The organism is Pantoea rodasii (genome assembly GCF_002095465.1).
Classification (GTDB): domain Bacteria; phylum Pseudomonadota; class Gammaproteobacteria; order Enterobacterales; family Enterobacteriaceae; genus Pantoea; species Pantoea rodasii.
This window is the reverse complement of record NZ_MLFP01000023.1, coordinates 1-15,627: the sequence shown is the minus strand read 5'-3', so window position 1 is coordinate 15,627 and position 15,627 is coordinate 1. Positions and strand designations below refer to the sequence as shown.

The window sequence follows — 15,627 nt, the reverse complement described above, 5'->3', positions numbered from 1 at the left end:
CTAACGCAGGGAGCCATAAGCACAATCAGTCGTAGTATCGGTTATATGTACCCTGATGAGGCACAAATCAGTTATCGGTTCGCGTCGCGATAACATAAGCGCCGCTGGAATTTATTTTCCTGCCCCTTAGACTGATGTCGCATGCGTAAAATAAAAACCTGTAAGCACCCCGCGTTTTTAATAAATAAGCCCCGACAGGGTTAGCCGAACTTACCCGTATTCCCCGGGATGCAGAGCCTGCCACTTCACTTAACCAGTTAAAATATATTATGACTGAAAGGCACATCAACACGATACGAAGCTGAGGAATCACCGGGGCAGGTCATAATATGAATACCGTGTATCGAAGCACTTAGAATAATAATATTTCGGTCCATAACGACAGGGCGGACCTGATGCCCTCATATTCAGCATTACGCTGGCAGTGAGTTTTATCCATCACTGAGTGTACTGCCTAAACAATATATTCTGCGTGGCATGATCCTTAGACAGTGTCCGGTAGTGAGCGCTGGCCAGAACGACTGGCGGTCCGGCTGGTATTTCATACCAGCAATTTATATATCGCGCACCTACCATTTACTGATGGTCAGATAATAATAAAAAGCGAAGAGTAGATAAAAGAAGAAGCAACATCAGTCACTTAATTATATTGGCAAGAGTTCAATGCAACATTCCAACATATTTTATAGATGCGAGCTATTACCTATACATTTTTCAATTCCATGAAGTGCTATAGTATGATGATGACTGAATTTTCATTGAAATAATCAGCGAGGTATAAAGTGATGTGTAGCAAAGATATGACAGGTCATGCAATCATTGGTGAAGCAGCAGTCAGTCTTGCCATGCGTGAAAAAGAAATCACCGTTAGTGCGCTGATCATCGAGCTTGACGCCATGCTCAGGGTAGAAAATCTCAGCGTTCGCAGGCAGTCCATCAGCCACGCGGTTGAATGGCTCGGAGACTTCCGTTCGATAGGTGTCAGGCCGGATACAGCCGGAGCAGAGAGGAGCTGGATGATGCCAGATATGCCGCATTCCGGCTCTGAGGAAGAGAGCGTTATCCGCCTGCAGGCGGACGATAAAGACATGAAATAGTCATAACCGGCGGCGGGGCTCTTCCTACTCTGCGCCGGGTCAGCCTTAAGGCTTTCGGACGATATTCCCGCCCCCGTTTTTTCTGAATATTTCCCCTGCCACCTCGCGCTCCGTTTAGTGCCGTATACTTGATCTTACAGGACAGGAATTTCTACGGCCGGCACGCTCCGGTTAACCCATTTTCCGGCGCCTGTTGCAGTGCGCGAGCAGGCAGGGATGTTCACAGCATGAGAGAGACCAATTCGGTCGCACATATTCAGGCCTGCCTTCTGGGCAATGGCAGCCGCTTTACGACTCAGAAAGAAGCGCTGGACGACGTCATCCGCAGTATTATGGTTCAGGGGAGACCGGTGAGTAATAAAACCATCATGCTGCAGATCATGGCCCGGCTGACGGACGAGACGGACGTACAAAGGCAGGAAACGCTGCGCGTTCTCTTGCAGCTGGTTGTGGGATACACGCCGGACGATCCCGGCATATGAAATCGGGCACTCTGCTTCACGTCAGTTGAGCTTTTTCGCCAGTAACCGGATAGCCCGCTCGCACGATCCCTGCATGGCGCTGTCCTTGCTCGACTCCTTCAGACGCCAGAGGGCGGCGATGAGCTCGTGAACGTGAACGATCCTGTCGGGGCCCAGCAGCTGCTTCAGGCGACTGCCACGGCCTGGTGCATCAGGTCCTGTATTTCATTTTCGGTTTTCAGATGCGCTCCGCTTATTGGGGATATACACAGTGTATCGCGATAAGCGGCGCGCAGATATAAGCACCAAAAAAACCGCCCGCAGGCGGTTAAATCAGCGGGGTGACTCCCCGGTCAGGCGGAATATCTCTGTCGCCCCCCGGCACCTCATCTTCGTGACCGGGTGCGGGCTCATGGTCCGGCAGCGGCGTTGCGTCATCAGGCATCGGCTGGTCAGACATGCTATTTCCCGCCCTTCTGCTTCATGGTATCGCTGTCCCTGGTGTCTTTTTTGTTGCCCGCGGGCAGCTTGCTGTGGTCGGCGTCTTTGCCATCCTTCACATTTTTATCGTTACGGTCAGCCATGGTTACCTCCGTCACCCGGTATCGGGTAACGTTAAGTTTAGTCGCGTGACGGTACCGGATGGTGAATAAATATCTGGTCTGTGACTTAAGCGTAAAAACCGCTCATTACGCGGGCGGTGAAAGCGTGGTGTCCCGCGCTTCAGTCATGCTGTCGTCCACGCACAGCCTGCAAATGCAGGCCCGTATCTTCAGCTGCTGTGACGCAATCTGATACGCGTGCCGGTAGCTGACGGCCGAGCCCAGAAACTGACGCTCCGGGTGGTCCTCCAGTCACACGCAGCCCTTCACGTGCAGCTGGTCCTGCTTATCCATCCTGAGCAGATAGTAAAACTGACACATACGCCTCCTCCTTCCATGCTTAAAGAATCACTGTATGCCCGGATATATCACGGAGGAATTAATTTCTGATGCGATTTAAGCGCGGGATAAGCGGAGAGTGTCGTCCCTGACAGGTTCTCCGGCCGGTACACGCCTGAGCGCGACCGCTGAGGTCATCTTCATCGTCGTCTTCCGGCCAGAGCCGGACTACGTCCTTTGGCGTCAGTTCTTCTCGTCGTTCAGGCCCGCAAGGGTCTGCAGATACGGCACGTGCCGGACGGCCTGCTCCGGTTCGTGGAAGCTCTTCAGCCAGCTTCTGGCTTCGGATATTTCAGTGAGCCGGTTATCGCTGCCGCCGGCCTCCGCCATGTGTCCGAGCTCGGCAATAAGCGAATGCACGCTTATTTCCTTTTCGCCCAGCGCCAGGCTCAGTGCCGCTTCGCCAATAATGACGTGCCCTTTCCCGTCGTGTTGAATAGACAAATTTACTACCTCCGTTTCACGTTGATGACAGCCTCACGTCACACTGTAGCCGCGGATGGTGAAAGCGCCCGGAGTTTATTCTGAAATTAGCCGTATCCGTAATAATTTATATCAGGTAGTGTGATATCGGGACTCTCCGCGCGACGAACTCCTCTCTCAAGCCCGCGCAGTTATACCTTCGGCCCTGCCAGACAGGCCTTCTCCCCTGACGGACGCAATACATGCCGTTTCATACAACTGATACCGTCTGCGGTATCGTGGGCGTGCTGCCTGAAACCCTGCGACGCTGGCGACGGGCAGGCCTCATCCCCTCTCCCTCAAAAGAAGGGTATTCGGACGCCCAGCTGGCGTGTGCACTGCGCGTGCTGGACCTGACCGCCGGAGGCAATACGCTGTTTGACATTCACGCAACGCTGCGCTGGCCGGGGCTGGCGCTCCGGGGCGGCTGGACGTTCCGCGAGGAGGATATGCTGCAGCTGCTCCACCGCCACACCGATGACGACGTGCGCCGGGAAATGCGCATGATGGCCACGGACTACTGTACCGACGACTTCGTCAACTGCTACCTGCGGCCGCTCAATCTGTGGCTGCGCAGCGACGCCAGTGAAGGCGCCACGGAACGACAGGGGCGCTTCCATGCGGCCGTACTGGCGCAGTGGAGCCTGATGGCTTCGGCGTCAGCGCGGCGTGCCGCTATCCCCCTGTTTCTGGAGGCGGTCAGCGTCACGGACAGTACGGAAATCTGGATGGAAGCCATCCGGCTGACGGGCCAGGGGTTCAGGGTGGAGGTTAATGATACATGCAGCGGCATCCCTGCGAACGCCCTGAGGCGCCACGATCATCACCTGATGTGGTGCGGTAACGGCATCAGTGCAGCGATGCGCGACCACTTCCGCCTGAGCCTGGAGCGCGGTAAGGCTATTATGCTGACCGGCGACGACCGGCGGCTGGCCAGCAACGCCGATACGCTGACAGCCGTCGCATAATGTTGTTGCTCTTCTCACAGAGGTATCAGCGGGCAGCGTTCTGATGCCTCCGCTGATACCTCTGCGCGGTGCCGCCTGCACTGACCTGTAACGCTCCGGTACGAGCCTGACCTGGCTACCGGTCCGGTTTGAGAAAGCGCGACCGGCTGCTATGGTGCCTGTGACAATCTGCGGCGATACGGAGCCTGAAATGCTTACAACCATAATTTACCGGAGCCACCTGGCCGATGACGTACCCGTCAGCATTCTGCCGGACATGGTGAAGAAGGCCAGCCTGCTCAATGCCCGCCATCAGGTGACGGGCATCCTGCTTTTCAACGGCACGCACTTCTTTCAGATACTGGAAGGTCCGGAGGACGGCGTGCAGGAAATTTACAGCCATATCTGCGCCGACCGGCGCCACCACAACGTGGTTGAGCTGATGCGCGACTACTCGCCGTCGCGGCGCTTCGGCAATCACGGCATGGAGCTGTTCGATCTGCGCCATCACCACAGCAGCAGCGTGCTGCAGGCGGTGCTTGACCGCGGCACGTCTAAATACCGCCTGACCTATGACGATCGCGGCCTGCAGTTCCTGCGGACCTTCGTGGAGGCCCGGGAGAAAGAAAACTACTTTGAGGTTCTGCCCGCCGACTACTGGGACTTTGTGCCGGATGAGAACGGATCACCGGCCCCCGCGGCGGGCGTGACCTTCCGCCCGGTGGTCGATCCGCTCGGTCGTGAGGTCACGGCGCTGGAGGCCATACCCGATGCTGCGCCGGAGGGGCTCTCCGGCGGAGCGCTGTACGCACATAATCTCGCTGCGGTGACCGGGGCGCTGCACAGAGCCGGCAAGTCGTGCCCCGACGACATTATGCTCTACCTCAGCATTCTGCCCGGGACGCTGGTATCCGTTCCGGATGCCGTTGGTCAGATTGTCAGCGCCATCGACAGCGCTGAACTGGTGCCGCAGCAAATCATACTGGGCGTCAGCGAGACGGAGGTAATTTCTCAGCTGGAAGCATTCTCCGCAGCGGTGCGCCGGCTTAAGCAGGTCGGCATCAGCCTCTCCATTGATAACTTCGGTGACGGCTCAGCCGGACTGTCGCTGCTGGCGCACGTTCAGCCGGACCGCGTGCGCATCGGCGCGGGGATCGTGCGTAATATTCACCGCAGCGGTCCCCGTCAGGCGGTGGTTCACGCGGTGCTGCGCTGCTGCTCGGCGCTGGAAATTAACGTTATCGCGGCGGGCATCGAGCAGCCGGAAGAGTGGATGTGGCTGGAGGCGGCGGGGGTCACTGACTTTCAGGGCACGCTGTTCACCGCAGAGGGCGCGGCCGTTGCCTGGCCGGAGACCCGCGAGGCCGTCTGATGCAGCCGCAGGAGTACAGGGGCCATGGGCCCCCGGGAATTAACAGGATGCGGCCCGGTGTGATGCGAGCCGCGCGCCGACAAACCCCGCCGCCATGCCTGGATTTTCCTGTCGCAGGGTTCTTCCCCGGTTGGCCTTTTCCAGCCAGGTGCGGAAATGCGTCATCATGGCCGACGCGTGCTGCGCATCCGGCGTGCGGTAAATCAGCAGCCGGCCCTTGGTCTGATTTGAGAAGTCGAGGGCATAAATCTCAATGCCGGCGTCGCGCTGCTCGCTTTCAATTGCTGTGAAATGCATGTCAGGCCAGCGGTTCACCTTCAGCATAAACTCACTTAAAATCATTTTTTTCGCCTTTTATAGTTTTAAAATCGGTACTCTTTTCTCTGGACTGGACAGCGTAGAACTGGTTGGAGATTCTGCAAGAAAATAACTCGCTTTCTGGCGTAAATTTTTCGTAAGCACGGGATATGATGGTGTTGTACAGGCATCTACAACCCTGCTGCAGACGCCCGGACAACAGGCTTACCCCCCATTCAGGCAGACAGTGACACCAGGAGGCATCTCTGATCAGCGAAGACAGGCTCCGGCACCTTGCACAGGATCGGGATATAAAAAACAAAGAGGCGGCAGAAATGGCGCAGGAAATCCTGCGGTTACGCTCCGCGATGGCCGTGCCGTGGGCCGTTGTCGAACCCCTGGGCGCAAAGTACGTTGTAGACGGCAGGGCGGCCATGATATGGCCTGCACGCCTGGCAGCGCGCGGCGATATATATCTTTACCGGCTGCCGCATGAGGTACCTGATTTGACTGAGGTTATGAGTGTAATGGCCCCGCAGGGCAGGAAAAAATAAAGCGCGTATTCCTGAAATCTGACGCCCTTTCTGTCACGACGGGATGTTCTGCCATGTGCGGGTCCGGGCCGCTGTGATAAGCTCTGCCGCACAGAATGCTGCCGGATAAGAACATGAAAAGTACTTTCGAAGATAAACTGGCCGACATCATGATTGGTGAAGCCGTGACCGCGCTGCTGGACGAAGACCTGCCCATCAGCCTCGCGACGCTGACGGAGCGCCTGCGCGCAGCGATTGAAGGCGAAAATGATGAGGACCGCGTCCGCGCAGGGCTGAGCGCCATTGAGGAAGTGCGGCGTGAAATGAAAGCGCGGGCGGAACAGAAAGATGCCGCCTGTGCGCACGGGGGTTTACAGCCGGTGATGATTCACTGACGCGTGCCAGCCGCTGAGGTATCTGGAGGGATGTATTTCAGGCATACTGTACAGTTATCCACTACGGACGGAGGTCATATGAATGATGACACCACCGCCGAAGATATCTACGCCGTCATTGGGACGGTCGTGGCGCGCTTCTTAAGCCGGACCAGCACCTGACCCTTCATGAAATCACCAGCGCCCTGCACAGCATGGGCGAGTTGTCTGACGCTGAGGACGTCAGAGGCGTCTGCGCGCGCGCCGTCAGGCTGCTCGCCCGGCAGATGCACTGACGCTTCAGATTATTCCCGTTCTGCCGCGTGGCGCATGTTAATCGCCCCATCCGTGCCACACTGAATGAAGTCGGGCCAGTCATTTATTCAGTTAAACCGGGAGATACTTTTGAAAATCCGGATTGCCGTAGCGATACTCGCCGCCCTCAGCTGCTCCGTGTGGACCTCACAGGGCGGATTTGACTCTTCTGCCGCCCTGTCAGCCCCACACGCTTCACTGCAGGAATGAAATCGTCAGAACCCTTCGTCGTCCGGCGTTTTACCCACCACGATTTCCAGCGCACTGCGCAGCACGTCCAGCTGAACCACATCTGACGTGCTTTCCAGCTCGGCGATCAGATACAGAATGATGGCCTTGCTCGTTACTTTCTTGCCGTGAATAACGATATCGCGAATAACGGCATCCAGTACGGCGGTTTCGGCCGCCAGCGCGTCGCCGCCCCTGCGGAAGTGCTGGATAATATCGAATTCGGTGGTGGCGGGCTGGTTAGTCTGTTGCATAGTTATTTTCCGTTGTGCCCTCACGGGCAGAAGTGCTCAGGCTGTCCCCTGAATGAAATTCAGCCACCTCAAAGTGGCCGGTTGTGCGGGCGTCCTGCCACTTCCGGAGTAGCCGGAAAGGGTTATCCTTCACGTTAATTCTTTTTTCCGCGGCCCGGTGGCTGAGACGGATCAAAGGCCAGAGCCGTCGCATCGCGGCTTTCGCGCGACCGGGAAAGTTCAGCCTGCACTTCACCAAGCGCCAGCATAATGGCCTCACGGCGCGCCGGATCCGCTTCGCCGGTGGCCATTGCCTCCAGCCGGGTGGCGACGGAGGTTGCGGTAAGACTGTCGTCCCGGGCCAGCAGCATCACCACCGCTTCTCCCAGCACGATATCGGTCAGTTTATTCATACGGTTTCTGTGCATACCCGCTTCTCCCGGTAAATGCCGTTATACGGCAGGACCATCAGACCGCCCGGTGTTAAACCGGGCAGCATGCTGCGGGTGACGCCTTTAAAGCTTACAGCGCGTGTAACTCAGCGTTCGAACAGCATGCCGATGAGCATCTGATAGTGACGCTCTTCTTCCTGGCTGGCCGCCACTTCAAGGCGTCGCAGCAGCTTAGTGCAGATTGCCTTACGATTGAGGTTCTTACCCGCGCGCAGAATTTCGACGACAATCTGACCCAGCGTCTCCTGCTGCGTCGGCGCGGAAGCCTTGCTGAAATACTGTGCAATATCGCTCGCGCTGTCGGGAAATTTCGTAACGTTCTGACGCATGGTGAACCTCTGTGATCAGTTTAAAGTCGTCGGCTCTTTCTGAGCGTAAAGTTATACAATCAAATCAAACTTGTACAGCGATTCTGCAAACGTACAGCTTAGCTTTTTTTGCAATACGTGCTAAAGCATAATTAACAGTAACTTACGTTAATATAAACATGCGAATGATGAGTCTGATTATCAGCTGGACGCTGTACAGCTTTGTCAATGACGGGAAGACGGGGTAAGGATGTCTGTTATCTCCCGCGAATGTAGAGAATGCCGCATGTGAACTGCCCCAACAGCGGAGGTGATACACCGGAATCCCCGGTCGCGACAGTGAGCCCGACGGTGACCGGTATGTTCTTCAGCTTCTCCCGGTGGCCCGCTGAAAGTGGATCCATCCTTCCTGCAGATAGCGGTTCTGCAGGCGCGGTTCTTATCCGCGTTACCTCTGTTCAGCGTTGAGGGGGTGCGTGCTGATAACAATCCGTCGCCGCAGGTGGCTTTCAGGCTCCGCGCCCCAGCAGAACGCGGCCCAGTGGCCGCAGAACGCCAGCCAGCTGCGCACCGGGTGCAGGCAGCCGGTCTCGCCAGTGCCGTCCCATACGTATACGTAATGCTCCGGGTCGCGCAGCGCCCAGGCAATCATTCCCTCCCACATTACCTTTGCCGCATTGGTCTGCGCGCTGTCGGTTATGATGATGGACCAGCGATGCAGGAAATGGCGGAAGAACCGGCGCGCCAGTCCGTGTACCGCTCCCTCATGCTGCGGCTGGCGGGTGCGCCAGACCATGACCTGTATGCAGGCACGCTCCGGTGAGGTGAAGTCTTCGGTTTCTTCCAGCCTCACCGCGTAGACGGTCTCCGGCTCAGGCTCCTGGGTGACCAGCCTGTACTGGCGCTCTGCACTGTTCTGCCAGAGGGTATAGCCGAACGGCGTCACAAACCCGGGCAGCGTAAAAGACTTTGCGTCGCCGGCAAGAAATACCCGGGTATCGGCCCGGTTGGTGTCTTCCGGATTCAGCACCTGACTGAAGCTGGTGTCGGGCAGTGTAATGGGCATGCTGTCGTCCGCCGTTATTTTTCTTGTCACTGAGCCTCCCTGATAACCGGAGCGTAAATTTAACTACATGATATTCAGACAGTAAAAAGAAATGCGTTTCTGTGCGCATTACGCCGGTGCATATCTGCTGTACACGCGGCGACGCATCGGTTACTTTGCGCCCGACCTCATTCACCACGCACGGATAATTCATGCGACAGGACGGACTACCGCCGGAAAAAGATGCCGGGCTGACCGGCTACTTCAGCCTGGTCACCCACCCCTGCCAGATTGAGCTGCTGGGCCGCATCACTGTAGAAATTCTGCGTCAGCACCAGCGGCTGACGCGCACCGCCGTGTGCCTGAAACTGATTGCACGCCTGGACGCCTCGGGCGATGAGGACGAGGCGGAACACCTGACGGCTCTGCTCCGGATGCTGTTCGGCCGTTAGACTCACGCTTTCAGAGGCATTCACCTCAGACCCGAATTTCGTGCCCCCACGCTCGTCTTGTGAGCCGGAAGTATATTCTGCCGAAGGGTAGGGTCTTTCCTGCCGGAGCGGCTGTGAAAAGTTTGCGGTGCCGGGTGCCTCCCGGTGATTCAGAAAGGCTACCACCTGAATCGCCACTGTATTCCTGCTGTACTCGTGTAGCCTGGCCCCGTCGCTGGAGGGATTCACCGCGCTATGAGCATAGCATCTGCTGCGATTTTAACTTTCTGCATCCATCTTATTCATCCAGTAGCGTATTTCAGGCTGTCGTTCCCCCCCACCTCAGATCAGAAGATGAAACGGTATGATTCCGGTTATCTGAAAAAATGGGAGGTGCTTTGCGCAATACGCGAACGGGGTCCATATTGATAGCCAGTAAAACGGAGAAAGCATGAACTGGATTGAATACGATGTGGCGAGGCCTGAAGACGGCCAGGTAGTGGCAATTTGCACGCAGGACGGGGTGGGAAGCGGTAAATACGATGCCACCTTTAGCAATTTTATTCACATACTTATGCCAGGTAATGCTGCATTCCGGCAGTACAGAATCACCCACTGGCTTCCGCTGCCAGAAGGGCAAAAAGAGAGTTAATTTTCCGTTTACTTACGATGTCAGAAAAAAACCGGGCCAGCGCCCGGTAAAAGATTCAGTTTTCCATTACACCCAAATCCGGAACGACTCCGGACCGCGGATAACTGTAGACTGCCTTTGAGACATGTCAAAAAATATCTGCAAAAATTCCGTTTTGACGACGAGGCGGCACTGAGGTTCCTGGTGCTGGAAAGCGAACCGGTATCGCCTTTATCGGCATTAAGTCATGATAATTATGTTCCTTTCGGTGCCGGTCTGCCCGTCACAGATAAGAGCTTATGAGGGATCCTGCCATGTGGACTGACATTACCAGATGCGAGCCTGCGTTCTTCCAGCGCATTGTTGTACCCGACGGCATTATGGACATGGAGGCGACCTATCTCGGCTATAGAAGAGTGGGCCAGTATCACGCGAGGACGCGCAATAATAAACCGTTTAATCCAGTGATCCGATATTGGAAGGCAGCACTAACGCCTTTCTGAATGTTCAAAAATCTGGCTGGCCATCATTCTGCTCACTGAATCATACAGAGAGCCACTTTCGTATGGCTTATACGTAACGGTATTGTAATGCGCGACAGGGCATTACTTTTCCTGGATCACAACATCCGTCAGGTTTACCGATTCAGTTTATTCATTTAATCGCCCGAATGCGCTTAAGTCTGTGCTGACATGCGTCATCCTTATAACGTACCTTTTCAGGTTCAGTAATTGTTTGGGAACGACAGTACAATCGCAGACTGGTGAGATGCGTCCATACATCACTAAAACACCGCATTAGCAGTATGTAGGCGCCGGAAAATGTAAGGACGGTTCTTATGCCAATCGGGGCTGCCAGCCCGGATATATGCAGGCGCTGGAGAACCCTGATATCGCTGCGCATCTGGTCAGTGGCATAAGGGCAAAGCTTGACCTGTTCGCTCTGGCACGAGCCTGTATAGCTCCCAGCCGGGACCATAAAGTGCTATCACAGCTACCCATTCTGATGGAGGGCAGGCCCTCTAAGGTTATTTTCTACTACGGAATGTGCCAGCTCTAACTGGTTTCAGGATGGCCGCCCTGCAAGGACGGCGTCAGATGGGAACTACTTTACGTACTGCCAGACGTGCTTTGGTACGCGGTCAAACAGTTTGCCTGCGGCGAGTTCGGCCTTGCGGTGGTCATAAGCCGACGTCATCGCAAATTCTTCATCGGGGTTACCGGTATAGCTCAGGTGCTCGTAAACCTTCTCCAGCGTTTCAAGGTTCTGGTATCGCCGGAACTTCAGAAGCCATTCGGTACGGTTCATCCATATTCCATATGTTAATTAAGCGTCAGCGAAGGGGCCGGATCATGAGGTAATCCGGCAAAAATAAATACTGGCAATAAGCTGATTTACCTTACTTTTTTAGATAAGCAACGTCTGTACTCAGCGGTAAATAATTCAACAGCTGCCGCGGAAAACATCAGCTGACTGCCGTAAGATTTGACCGCCAATGGCAGGGCAATGCCCCGGAGTGGTTTTCCGATACTGGCGGCCTGCCAGAGCGCCAGGGGCGCGATACCGGCATGACGGGCAAATGCTTCCAGTGACATGAGCGGCTCACCGGCATCCGGAACCGGTGGTTCAGATGAACGCGTCTGCCACTGCTTCAGGAAGGCGACAGCCTCATCCTGAAGGAACATTACGGTAGCACCGCGCACCTGACGACGTCGGGGGAGATTAAAGCCTGCCAGCAACCCGTCCGTGCATGTTGCCTGCAGCAGGTCGCTAGGCCGGATGCCGAGCATCTCGGCAAAAAGATCCAGTCGAATATACATGTCTTACCTCTATCTGGTGTGTGTAAGGCAGTCCATCGCGGGTCCCGGGCATACATGCTACGGTGACTGAGAAAAATCCTGGGCGAGAGTATAAATGCCACAGTAGGCAAAGCCAGGCCAGTAAGTGAATGTCACACTACGTAACAACAGCATCAGGCAAGGAGTGGGCACCACAATCCATAAGTAACGTCGGCACAAAACAGGGGGAGCGCACAGTAATACCAGATGCCAGACAGGTGGTTCCTCCATAAACCTCGCGTAAAATCTCAGCATCCAATGTTCAAATTCCTATAGCTGAAGGTTCGACTCAGCGTCTATGACTTCAGCCTCTTCAGTAAATGACTCAGTGATAACTCCGAACAACTCAGGGATAAACCGTCACCACAGCTACTGGCTCCAAAATCGAACAAGTAAAAACTTTGCGGTATGACAGGTGAAGCCTGCTGATCAAAAGAGGGATTATGGTGCTGGATATCCCCATGTGGATTATGACCCTGACGTGAGTACTCAGTCGTCGTAGGTATTTTCACCATATGAAGTGGCGAAAAAATACTATGTTGGTGGGTGAGCGTGAAGAAGCCTCCAGAAAACCCGCACTCATACGACGACGGGCAGAGCGTTCAGGCTGAGGCGTACCGCAGCGGCGCGAGGAACGAACAACCTGAGTGGGATGGGCGTCATGAAGTAAAGGTTCTGGCGGAACTGCCGATACTTCTCATACGGCCGGCGACTCCACTCGCCGGACCGCTTTGATGAATCCATTTTCCCGGTCCCAAGCCGGGATTTTTTTGCTTAGGGTTAATGAGCGTTGCCGGATGCACGTGTAATCGCCTGCTGCAGCACCTGTTCACTGACCACGCCCGGGATGACGGTGGTGTTGTCTGCCGTGGCATTTTCCGCCGGCATCACGACAATGCCAGGCGTACCCGTCAGCCCCAGCATCTCCGCCAGCGCGTCGTTGTTTTCGATCAGACGATCGGAGGCGGCACTGTCATCTCCTGAAGCATCCCCTGCACCGGCGGCCGCAGCCACCTTCTCAATGTCTTCCGCCGTCAGCTTGCCTTCGTTGTGGCCGGTACGGTAAATCCCGTTGTGGTACTCCATATAGGCATCCGCGCCCTGCTTCCTGTAAATACCCAGCCCGCGGTGCGAGGCCTGCGTTGATTCCGGATAGCGGGCGGCAAAAATGGTCCAGTCGCGGAAGGCAAAGCGAACATCGGTGTTAGCGGCCATCACTTTTTCCATCACCGGCGCATCATGCTGCAGGCGATGCATTCATAGTCAAAGAACTCAGTCACAATGACCTTCGAATCCCCCGGTCCTTTAACCGGCACGCCACCGAGCTGCATCAGCAGACGGTGGGCCTTCAGCGCGGACTGTACGTAAGCCTGCTGCTGCATGGCCTGCTGGCGTGCCTGCAGCTTTTTGCTCACCTCAATCAGCACATCGGGGTGCGCCACCAGGTAGTCGGCTGCAATTTCGCCGATGCGGGCCTGCTGTGCCGGGGTAAAGTCTGGGGTCTCCGCCGCATTCGATACTGCTGAGGGCAAAGCGGTGCTCATGGCCAGCGCAAAGGCGGCCATCTTCAGGGTATGTTTCATGATTAATCTCGTATGTCTGCGTGGTGCAGGTGGAAAGTGAGGCGGTCGCACAGGGCGTGCCGCAGTCATTAACGTTCTTTCTGGATATGGCGGGTGATCTCTGGCGCCGGCAGTTCCTTGTCCGGCTCTCGCCCGCGCGGTTCCGGAGGCAGGCTGAGTGGCGTCTGACGCTCAAGTTCGCGGGCTGTATTTGCCAGAACCCCGGGCGTAACAGCGGGCTGCCTGTTACGGATAGATAGCGATGTTTTGCCCAGCTCTTCCCGAACCTGACGGACGACTGTCGCACTCACCGCGCCTTCATTATCTGCTGCTACGGAAACCTGTACTCCTGCGGGCAAGCCTGTATCTGAAAGCGCGCTCAGCACTGCTCGCAGGGCTGCGTCACCCGATGCTGATGTCGTCTCAGACAGTGCGGTGGATGCCTGCCTGACCAGCGCCGCGTAATCCCGAACCGGCTCACCTGGCAGCTGAGGTAGCTTCTGCTTCATCAGCTCACTGATTCGCGCCGCCAGCGCGGAAGACAGCTCTGTTTTTTCTCCATTATTTTCAGCCAGAGGAGGTTTCACTGGTTCACCCGCTGTGGACACATGCTGTACGGCTTTTTTCAGAGCTTCAGGCGTTAAATCGGATGTTGTTTTTTCCTCAGTTTTTACAGACGGGAGTACAGTGGTTTTCCCGAGTGCATCCAGAGCTTCCCGCAGCAGCTGTTGCTCATCCCGGTGAGACTCTGCGGGTGGCAGAGCCTTCAGCATTTCCTGAAGTTCAGCCCGGATAAGATTCATCATCGTCTTATCAGGTCGTCTCATCAGCTCATACCGCCCCCCCGCCACCTTCAGCAGCTGCGCGGACGGCGGCTTCACGCCGCTCGCGAGCAGAACCCCTGCCTCCGGCTTTTCTCGAGCGGCCGTGAGCCCCTGCGCGAGGTCGCTGACGAGCAGAACCTCGCCATTGCGGCTTTTCTGAAGCATGGATGCCTGCGCGCCTTCCGTGGCCAGCTGGCGCGCAGGACCCGGCGTGATGGTGCCCTTTCCGTGATGCAGCGGAACCAGCGTGACCCCGGCAGCCTTGCCGTTCGCATCATAAGCCGGCAGCGCCAGGTGCGGCTCCGGATACTTACGCGTGGGCGGGATGATGCGCGCCGTGATCGGCATCCCGCCAAGCCCGCTACCGTTAAGAAAGGCGCGGCCGATGGCGGTTTTCCCCACCGGCTGCCCCATCGCCCAGATGGCCCTGGCCTGTTTACGCTCCGCCTCCGGCGACAGGGCATCATGGGCGGTTTTGAAGCCTTTTTCCTCCCGGACCAGCGCCTCTTTCCAGCGCTTAACGTTGTCGGTGTAAACCTGCACGTGCTCTTTCGCCCTCGACAGGCTGATATAAACGCGCGCATGCCGCTCATCACGCCGCGCCGGCCCGTCGCACTTTCCAGCGCGATAACAAAGCGGCTGCTCGCCGCCTGCGCGCCGTGGCCGGTCACGGCCCACGCGTAATCAATGTGGCGGTCCGCCTGCGTGTCGCCGGGCGATATCACCTTTTCACCCGCGGCCCCCTGCAGCACGACCTCACCGCTATCGCGCAGCGCCGAAACCCGGTACTGATCGTGCGCCGCGTGGCCCGCCTGCCGCTGGGTTTTGTTCATGCGGAGGCTGTCGCCGGTGCGCAGCTCCAGCGTTTCCTTGCGGAAAACCTCAATTTCAGTGGCGTTCAGTTCGGCCGGCGAGTAGTAACGCATCCGCCCGTCCTCGTCCCGCAGCAGCACGTTCTGCGTGCCGCGGTCCACGCCGGTGACGCTCAGGTAGCGATCGCCGCTCAGCACCACCTGACCGGCCTGCCACGACTCAATGCGGTTAAAGTCGTGGCGTCCGCCGCTGATGCGCTCCAGCACCGGTACAATAACGGGTTTTGCGCCCAGCTCCTTCGCCTCCACCATGGCCTGGTGAATGCCGGCGTTCACCGCGCGCCGGTCGTCGTTGAGCGACACCACGATAAGCGTCTCCGACCGCGCGTCGGGCGTGCGGCTCATGTAATCGGCCACGATAAATCAATGACGCCGGGCGCCTGCCCGCCGTCGGGCCGGGCAGC

Annotated in this window: 20 protein-coding genes and 1 pseudogene; 9 read left to right on the top strand and 12 right to left on the bottom strand. The window is 56.7% G+C overall.

What is annotated here, in order from left to right; translation table 11 throughout:
* The first annotated feature begins 785 nt into the window (after nt 1-785).
* Entirely contained in the window at nt 786-1,097 is a 312-nt protein-coding gene (locus HA45_RS20845; protein ID WP_240629207.1) for a hypothetical protein, read from the top strand.
* Nucleotides 1,098-1,324: 227 nt separating this feature from the next.
* The gene (locus HA45_RS20840) at nt 1,325-1,579 is read left to right on the top strand and encodes a biofilm development regulator YmgB/AriR family protein (protein WP_100701727.1); all 255 of its coding nucleotides are present in this window, start codon (nt 1,325-1,327) and stop codon (nt 1,577-1,579) included.
* 307 nt (nt 1,580-1,886) lie between these two features.
* On the opposite strand, the gene HA45_RS28735 is transcribed toward HA45_RS20840, so the two are convergent.
* The 3 genes from HA45_RS28735 to HA45_RS20835 form a co-directional block, all read right to left on the bottom strand.
* On the bottom strand, nt 1,887-2,018 hold the full coding sequence (locus HA45_RS28735) for a hypothetical protein (protein WP_276308759.1): 132 nt from the start codon (nt 2,016-2,018) through the stop codon (nt 1,887-1,889).
* Between the two features lies 1 nt (nt 2,019).
* Nucleotides 2,020-2,142, bottom strand: a complete 123-nt coding sequence (locus HA45_RS28730; RefSeq protein WP_254919502.1) for a hypothetical protein — start codon at nt 2,140-2,142, stop codon at nt 2,020-2,022.
* Nucleotides 2,143-2,682: 540 nt separating this feature from the next.
* A complete protein-coding gene (locus HA45_RS20835; protein ID WP_100701725.1) occupies nt 2,683-2,943 on the bottom strand; it encodes a hypothetical protein in 261 nt (86 codons plus the stop codon).
* 221 nt (nt 2,944-3,164) lie between these two features.
* Here HA45_RS20835 and HA45_RS20830 point away from each other — a divergent pair, with 221 nt between their 5' ends.
* Entirely contained in the window at nt 3,165-3,929 is a 765-nt protein-coding gene (locus HA45_RS20830; protein WP_100701724.1) for a MerR family transcriptional regulator, read from the top strand.
* Nucleotides 3,930-4,119: 190 nt separating this feature from the next.
* Nucleotides 4,120-5,280 carry a diguanylate phosphodiesterase gene (locus HA45_RS20825; protein ID WP_100701723.1) on the top strand — a complete coding sequence of 387 codons (1,161 nt, stop codon included), beginning with the start codon at nt 4,120-4,122 and terminating at the stop codon, nt 5,278-5,280.
* A 39-nt stretch (nt 5,281-5,319) separates the two neighbouring features.
* Here HA45_RS20825 and HA45_RS20820 read toward each other — a convergent pair whose 3' ends face one another.
* Nucleotides 5,320-5,622 carry a hypothetical protein gene (locus tag HA45_RS20820; protein WP_100701722.1) on the bottom strand — a complete coding sequence of 101 codons (303 nt, stop codon included), beginning with the start codon at nt 5,620-5,622 and terminating at the stop codon, nt 5,320-5,322.
* 290 nt (nt 5,623-5,912) lie between these two features.
* Here HA45_RS20820 and HA45_RS27690 point away from each other — a divergent pair, with 290 nt between their 5' ends.
* Complete coding sequence (locus HA45_RS27690; protein ID WP_211280916.1) at nt 5,913-6,131, top strand: hypothetical protein; 219 nt, start codon at nt 5,913-5,915, stop codon at nt 6,129-6,131.
* A 113-nt stretch (nt 6,132-6,244) separates the two neighbouring features.
* Nucleotides 6,245-6,505, top strand: a complete 261-nt coding sequence (locus HA45_RS20810; RefSeq protein ID WP_100701721.1) for a hypothetical protein — start codon at nt 6,245-6,247, stop codon at nt 6,503-6,505.
* Between the two features lie 509 nt (nt 6,506-7,014).
* Here HA45_RS20810 and HA45_RS20800 read toward each other — a convergent pair.
* The 4 genes from HA45_RS20800 to HA45_RS20785 form a co-directional block, all read right to left on the bottom strand.
* Complete coding sequence (locus HA45_RS20800) at nt 7,015-7,281, bottom strand: biofilm/acid-resistance regulator YmgB/AriR (protein WP_100701719.1); 267 nt, start codon at nt 7,279-7,281, stop codon at nt 7,015-7,017.
* Between the two features lie 134 nt (nt 7,282-7,415).
* A complete protein-coding gene (locus tag HA45_RS20795; RefSeq protein WP_100701718.1) occupies nt 7,416-7,688 on the bottom strand; it encodes a hypothetical protein in 273 nt (90 codons plus the stop codon).
* Nucleotides 7,689-7,798: 110 nt separating this feature from the next.
* Nucleotides 7,799-8,041, bottom strand: a complete 243-nt coding sequence (ycgZ, locus tag HA45_RS20790) for a regulatory protein YcgZ (RefSeq protein ID WP_100701717.1) — start codon at nt 8,039-8,041, stop codon at nt 7,799-7,801.
* Between the two features lie 427 nt (nt 8,042-8,468).
* Nucleotides 8,469-9,116: a hypothetical protein gene (locus HA45_RS20785; RefSeq protein WP_128599029.1), complete on the bottom strand. Its 648-nt coding sequence runs from the start codon at nt 9,114-9,116 to the stop codon at nt 8,469-8,471.
* A gap of 161 nt (nt 9,117-9,277) precedes the next feature.
* On the opposite strand from HA45_RS20785, the gene HA45_RS20780 reads away from it, so the two are divergent.
* Nucleotides 9,278-9,517 (top strand): biofilm development regulator YmgB/AriR family protein, encoded by a 240-nt coding sequence (locus HA45_RS20780; protein WP_100701715.1) that lies wholly within the window; start codon nt 9,278-9,280, stop codon nt 9,515-9,517.
* A 430-nt stretch (nt 9,518-9,947) separates the two neighbouring features.
* Complete coding sequence (locus HA45_RS20775; RefSeq protein WP_100701714.1) at nt 9,948-10,148, top strand: DUF551 domain-containing protein; 201 nt, start codon at nt 9,948-9,950, stop codon at nt 10,146-10,148.
* 1,083 nt (nt 10,149-11,231) lie between these two features.
* On the opposite strand, the gene HA45_RS20770 is transcribed toward HA45_RS20775, so the two are convergent.
* From HA45_RS20770 to HA45_RS28355, 4 genes and pseudogenes are all read right to left on the bottom strand, one after another.
* Nucleotides 11,232-11,435, bottom strand: a complete 204-nt coding sequence (locus HA45_RS20770) for an Hha/YmoA family nucleoid-associated regulatory protein (RefSeq protein ID WP_100701711.1) — start codon at nt 11,433-11,435, stop codon at nt 11,232-11,234.
* An 86-nt stretch (nt 11,436-11,521) separates the two neighbouring features.
* The gene (locus tag HA45_RS20765; protein ID WP_100701710.1) at nt 11,522-11,947 is read right to left on the bottom strand and encodes a hypothetical protein; all 426 of its coding nucleotides are present in this window, start codon (nt 11,945-11,947) and stop codon (nt 11,522-11,524) included.
* Nucleotides 11,948-12,745: 798 nt separating this feature from the next.
* A pseudogene (locus HA45_RS20760) lies at nt 12,746-13,548 on the bottom strand (DsbA family protein).
* Between the two features lie 68 nt (nt 13,549-13,616).
* Nucleotides 13,617-14,894, bottom strand: a complete 1,278-nt coding sequence (locus HA45_RS28355) for a conjugative transfer relaxase/helicase TraI domain-containing protein (protein WP_244563495.1) — start codon at nt 14,892-14,894, stop codon at nt 13,617-13,619.
* Between the two features lie 146 nt (nt 14,895-15,040).
* Between HA45_RS28355 and HA45_RS28350 the strand changes: the two genes are divergently transcribed.
* A partial coding sequence (locus tag HA45_RS28350; protein ID WP_244563494.1) for a hypothetical protein occupies nt 15,041-15,627 on the top strand: 587 nt, incomplete at its 3' end.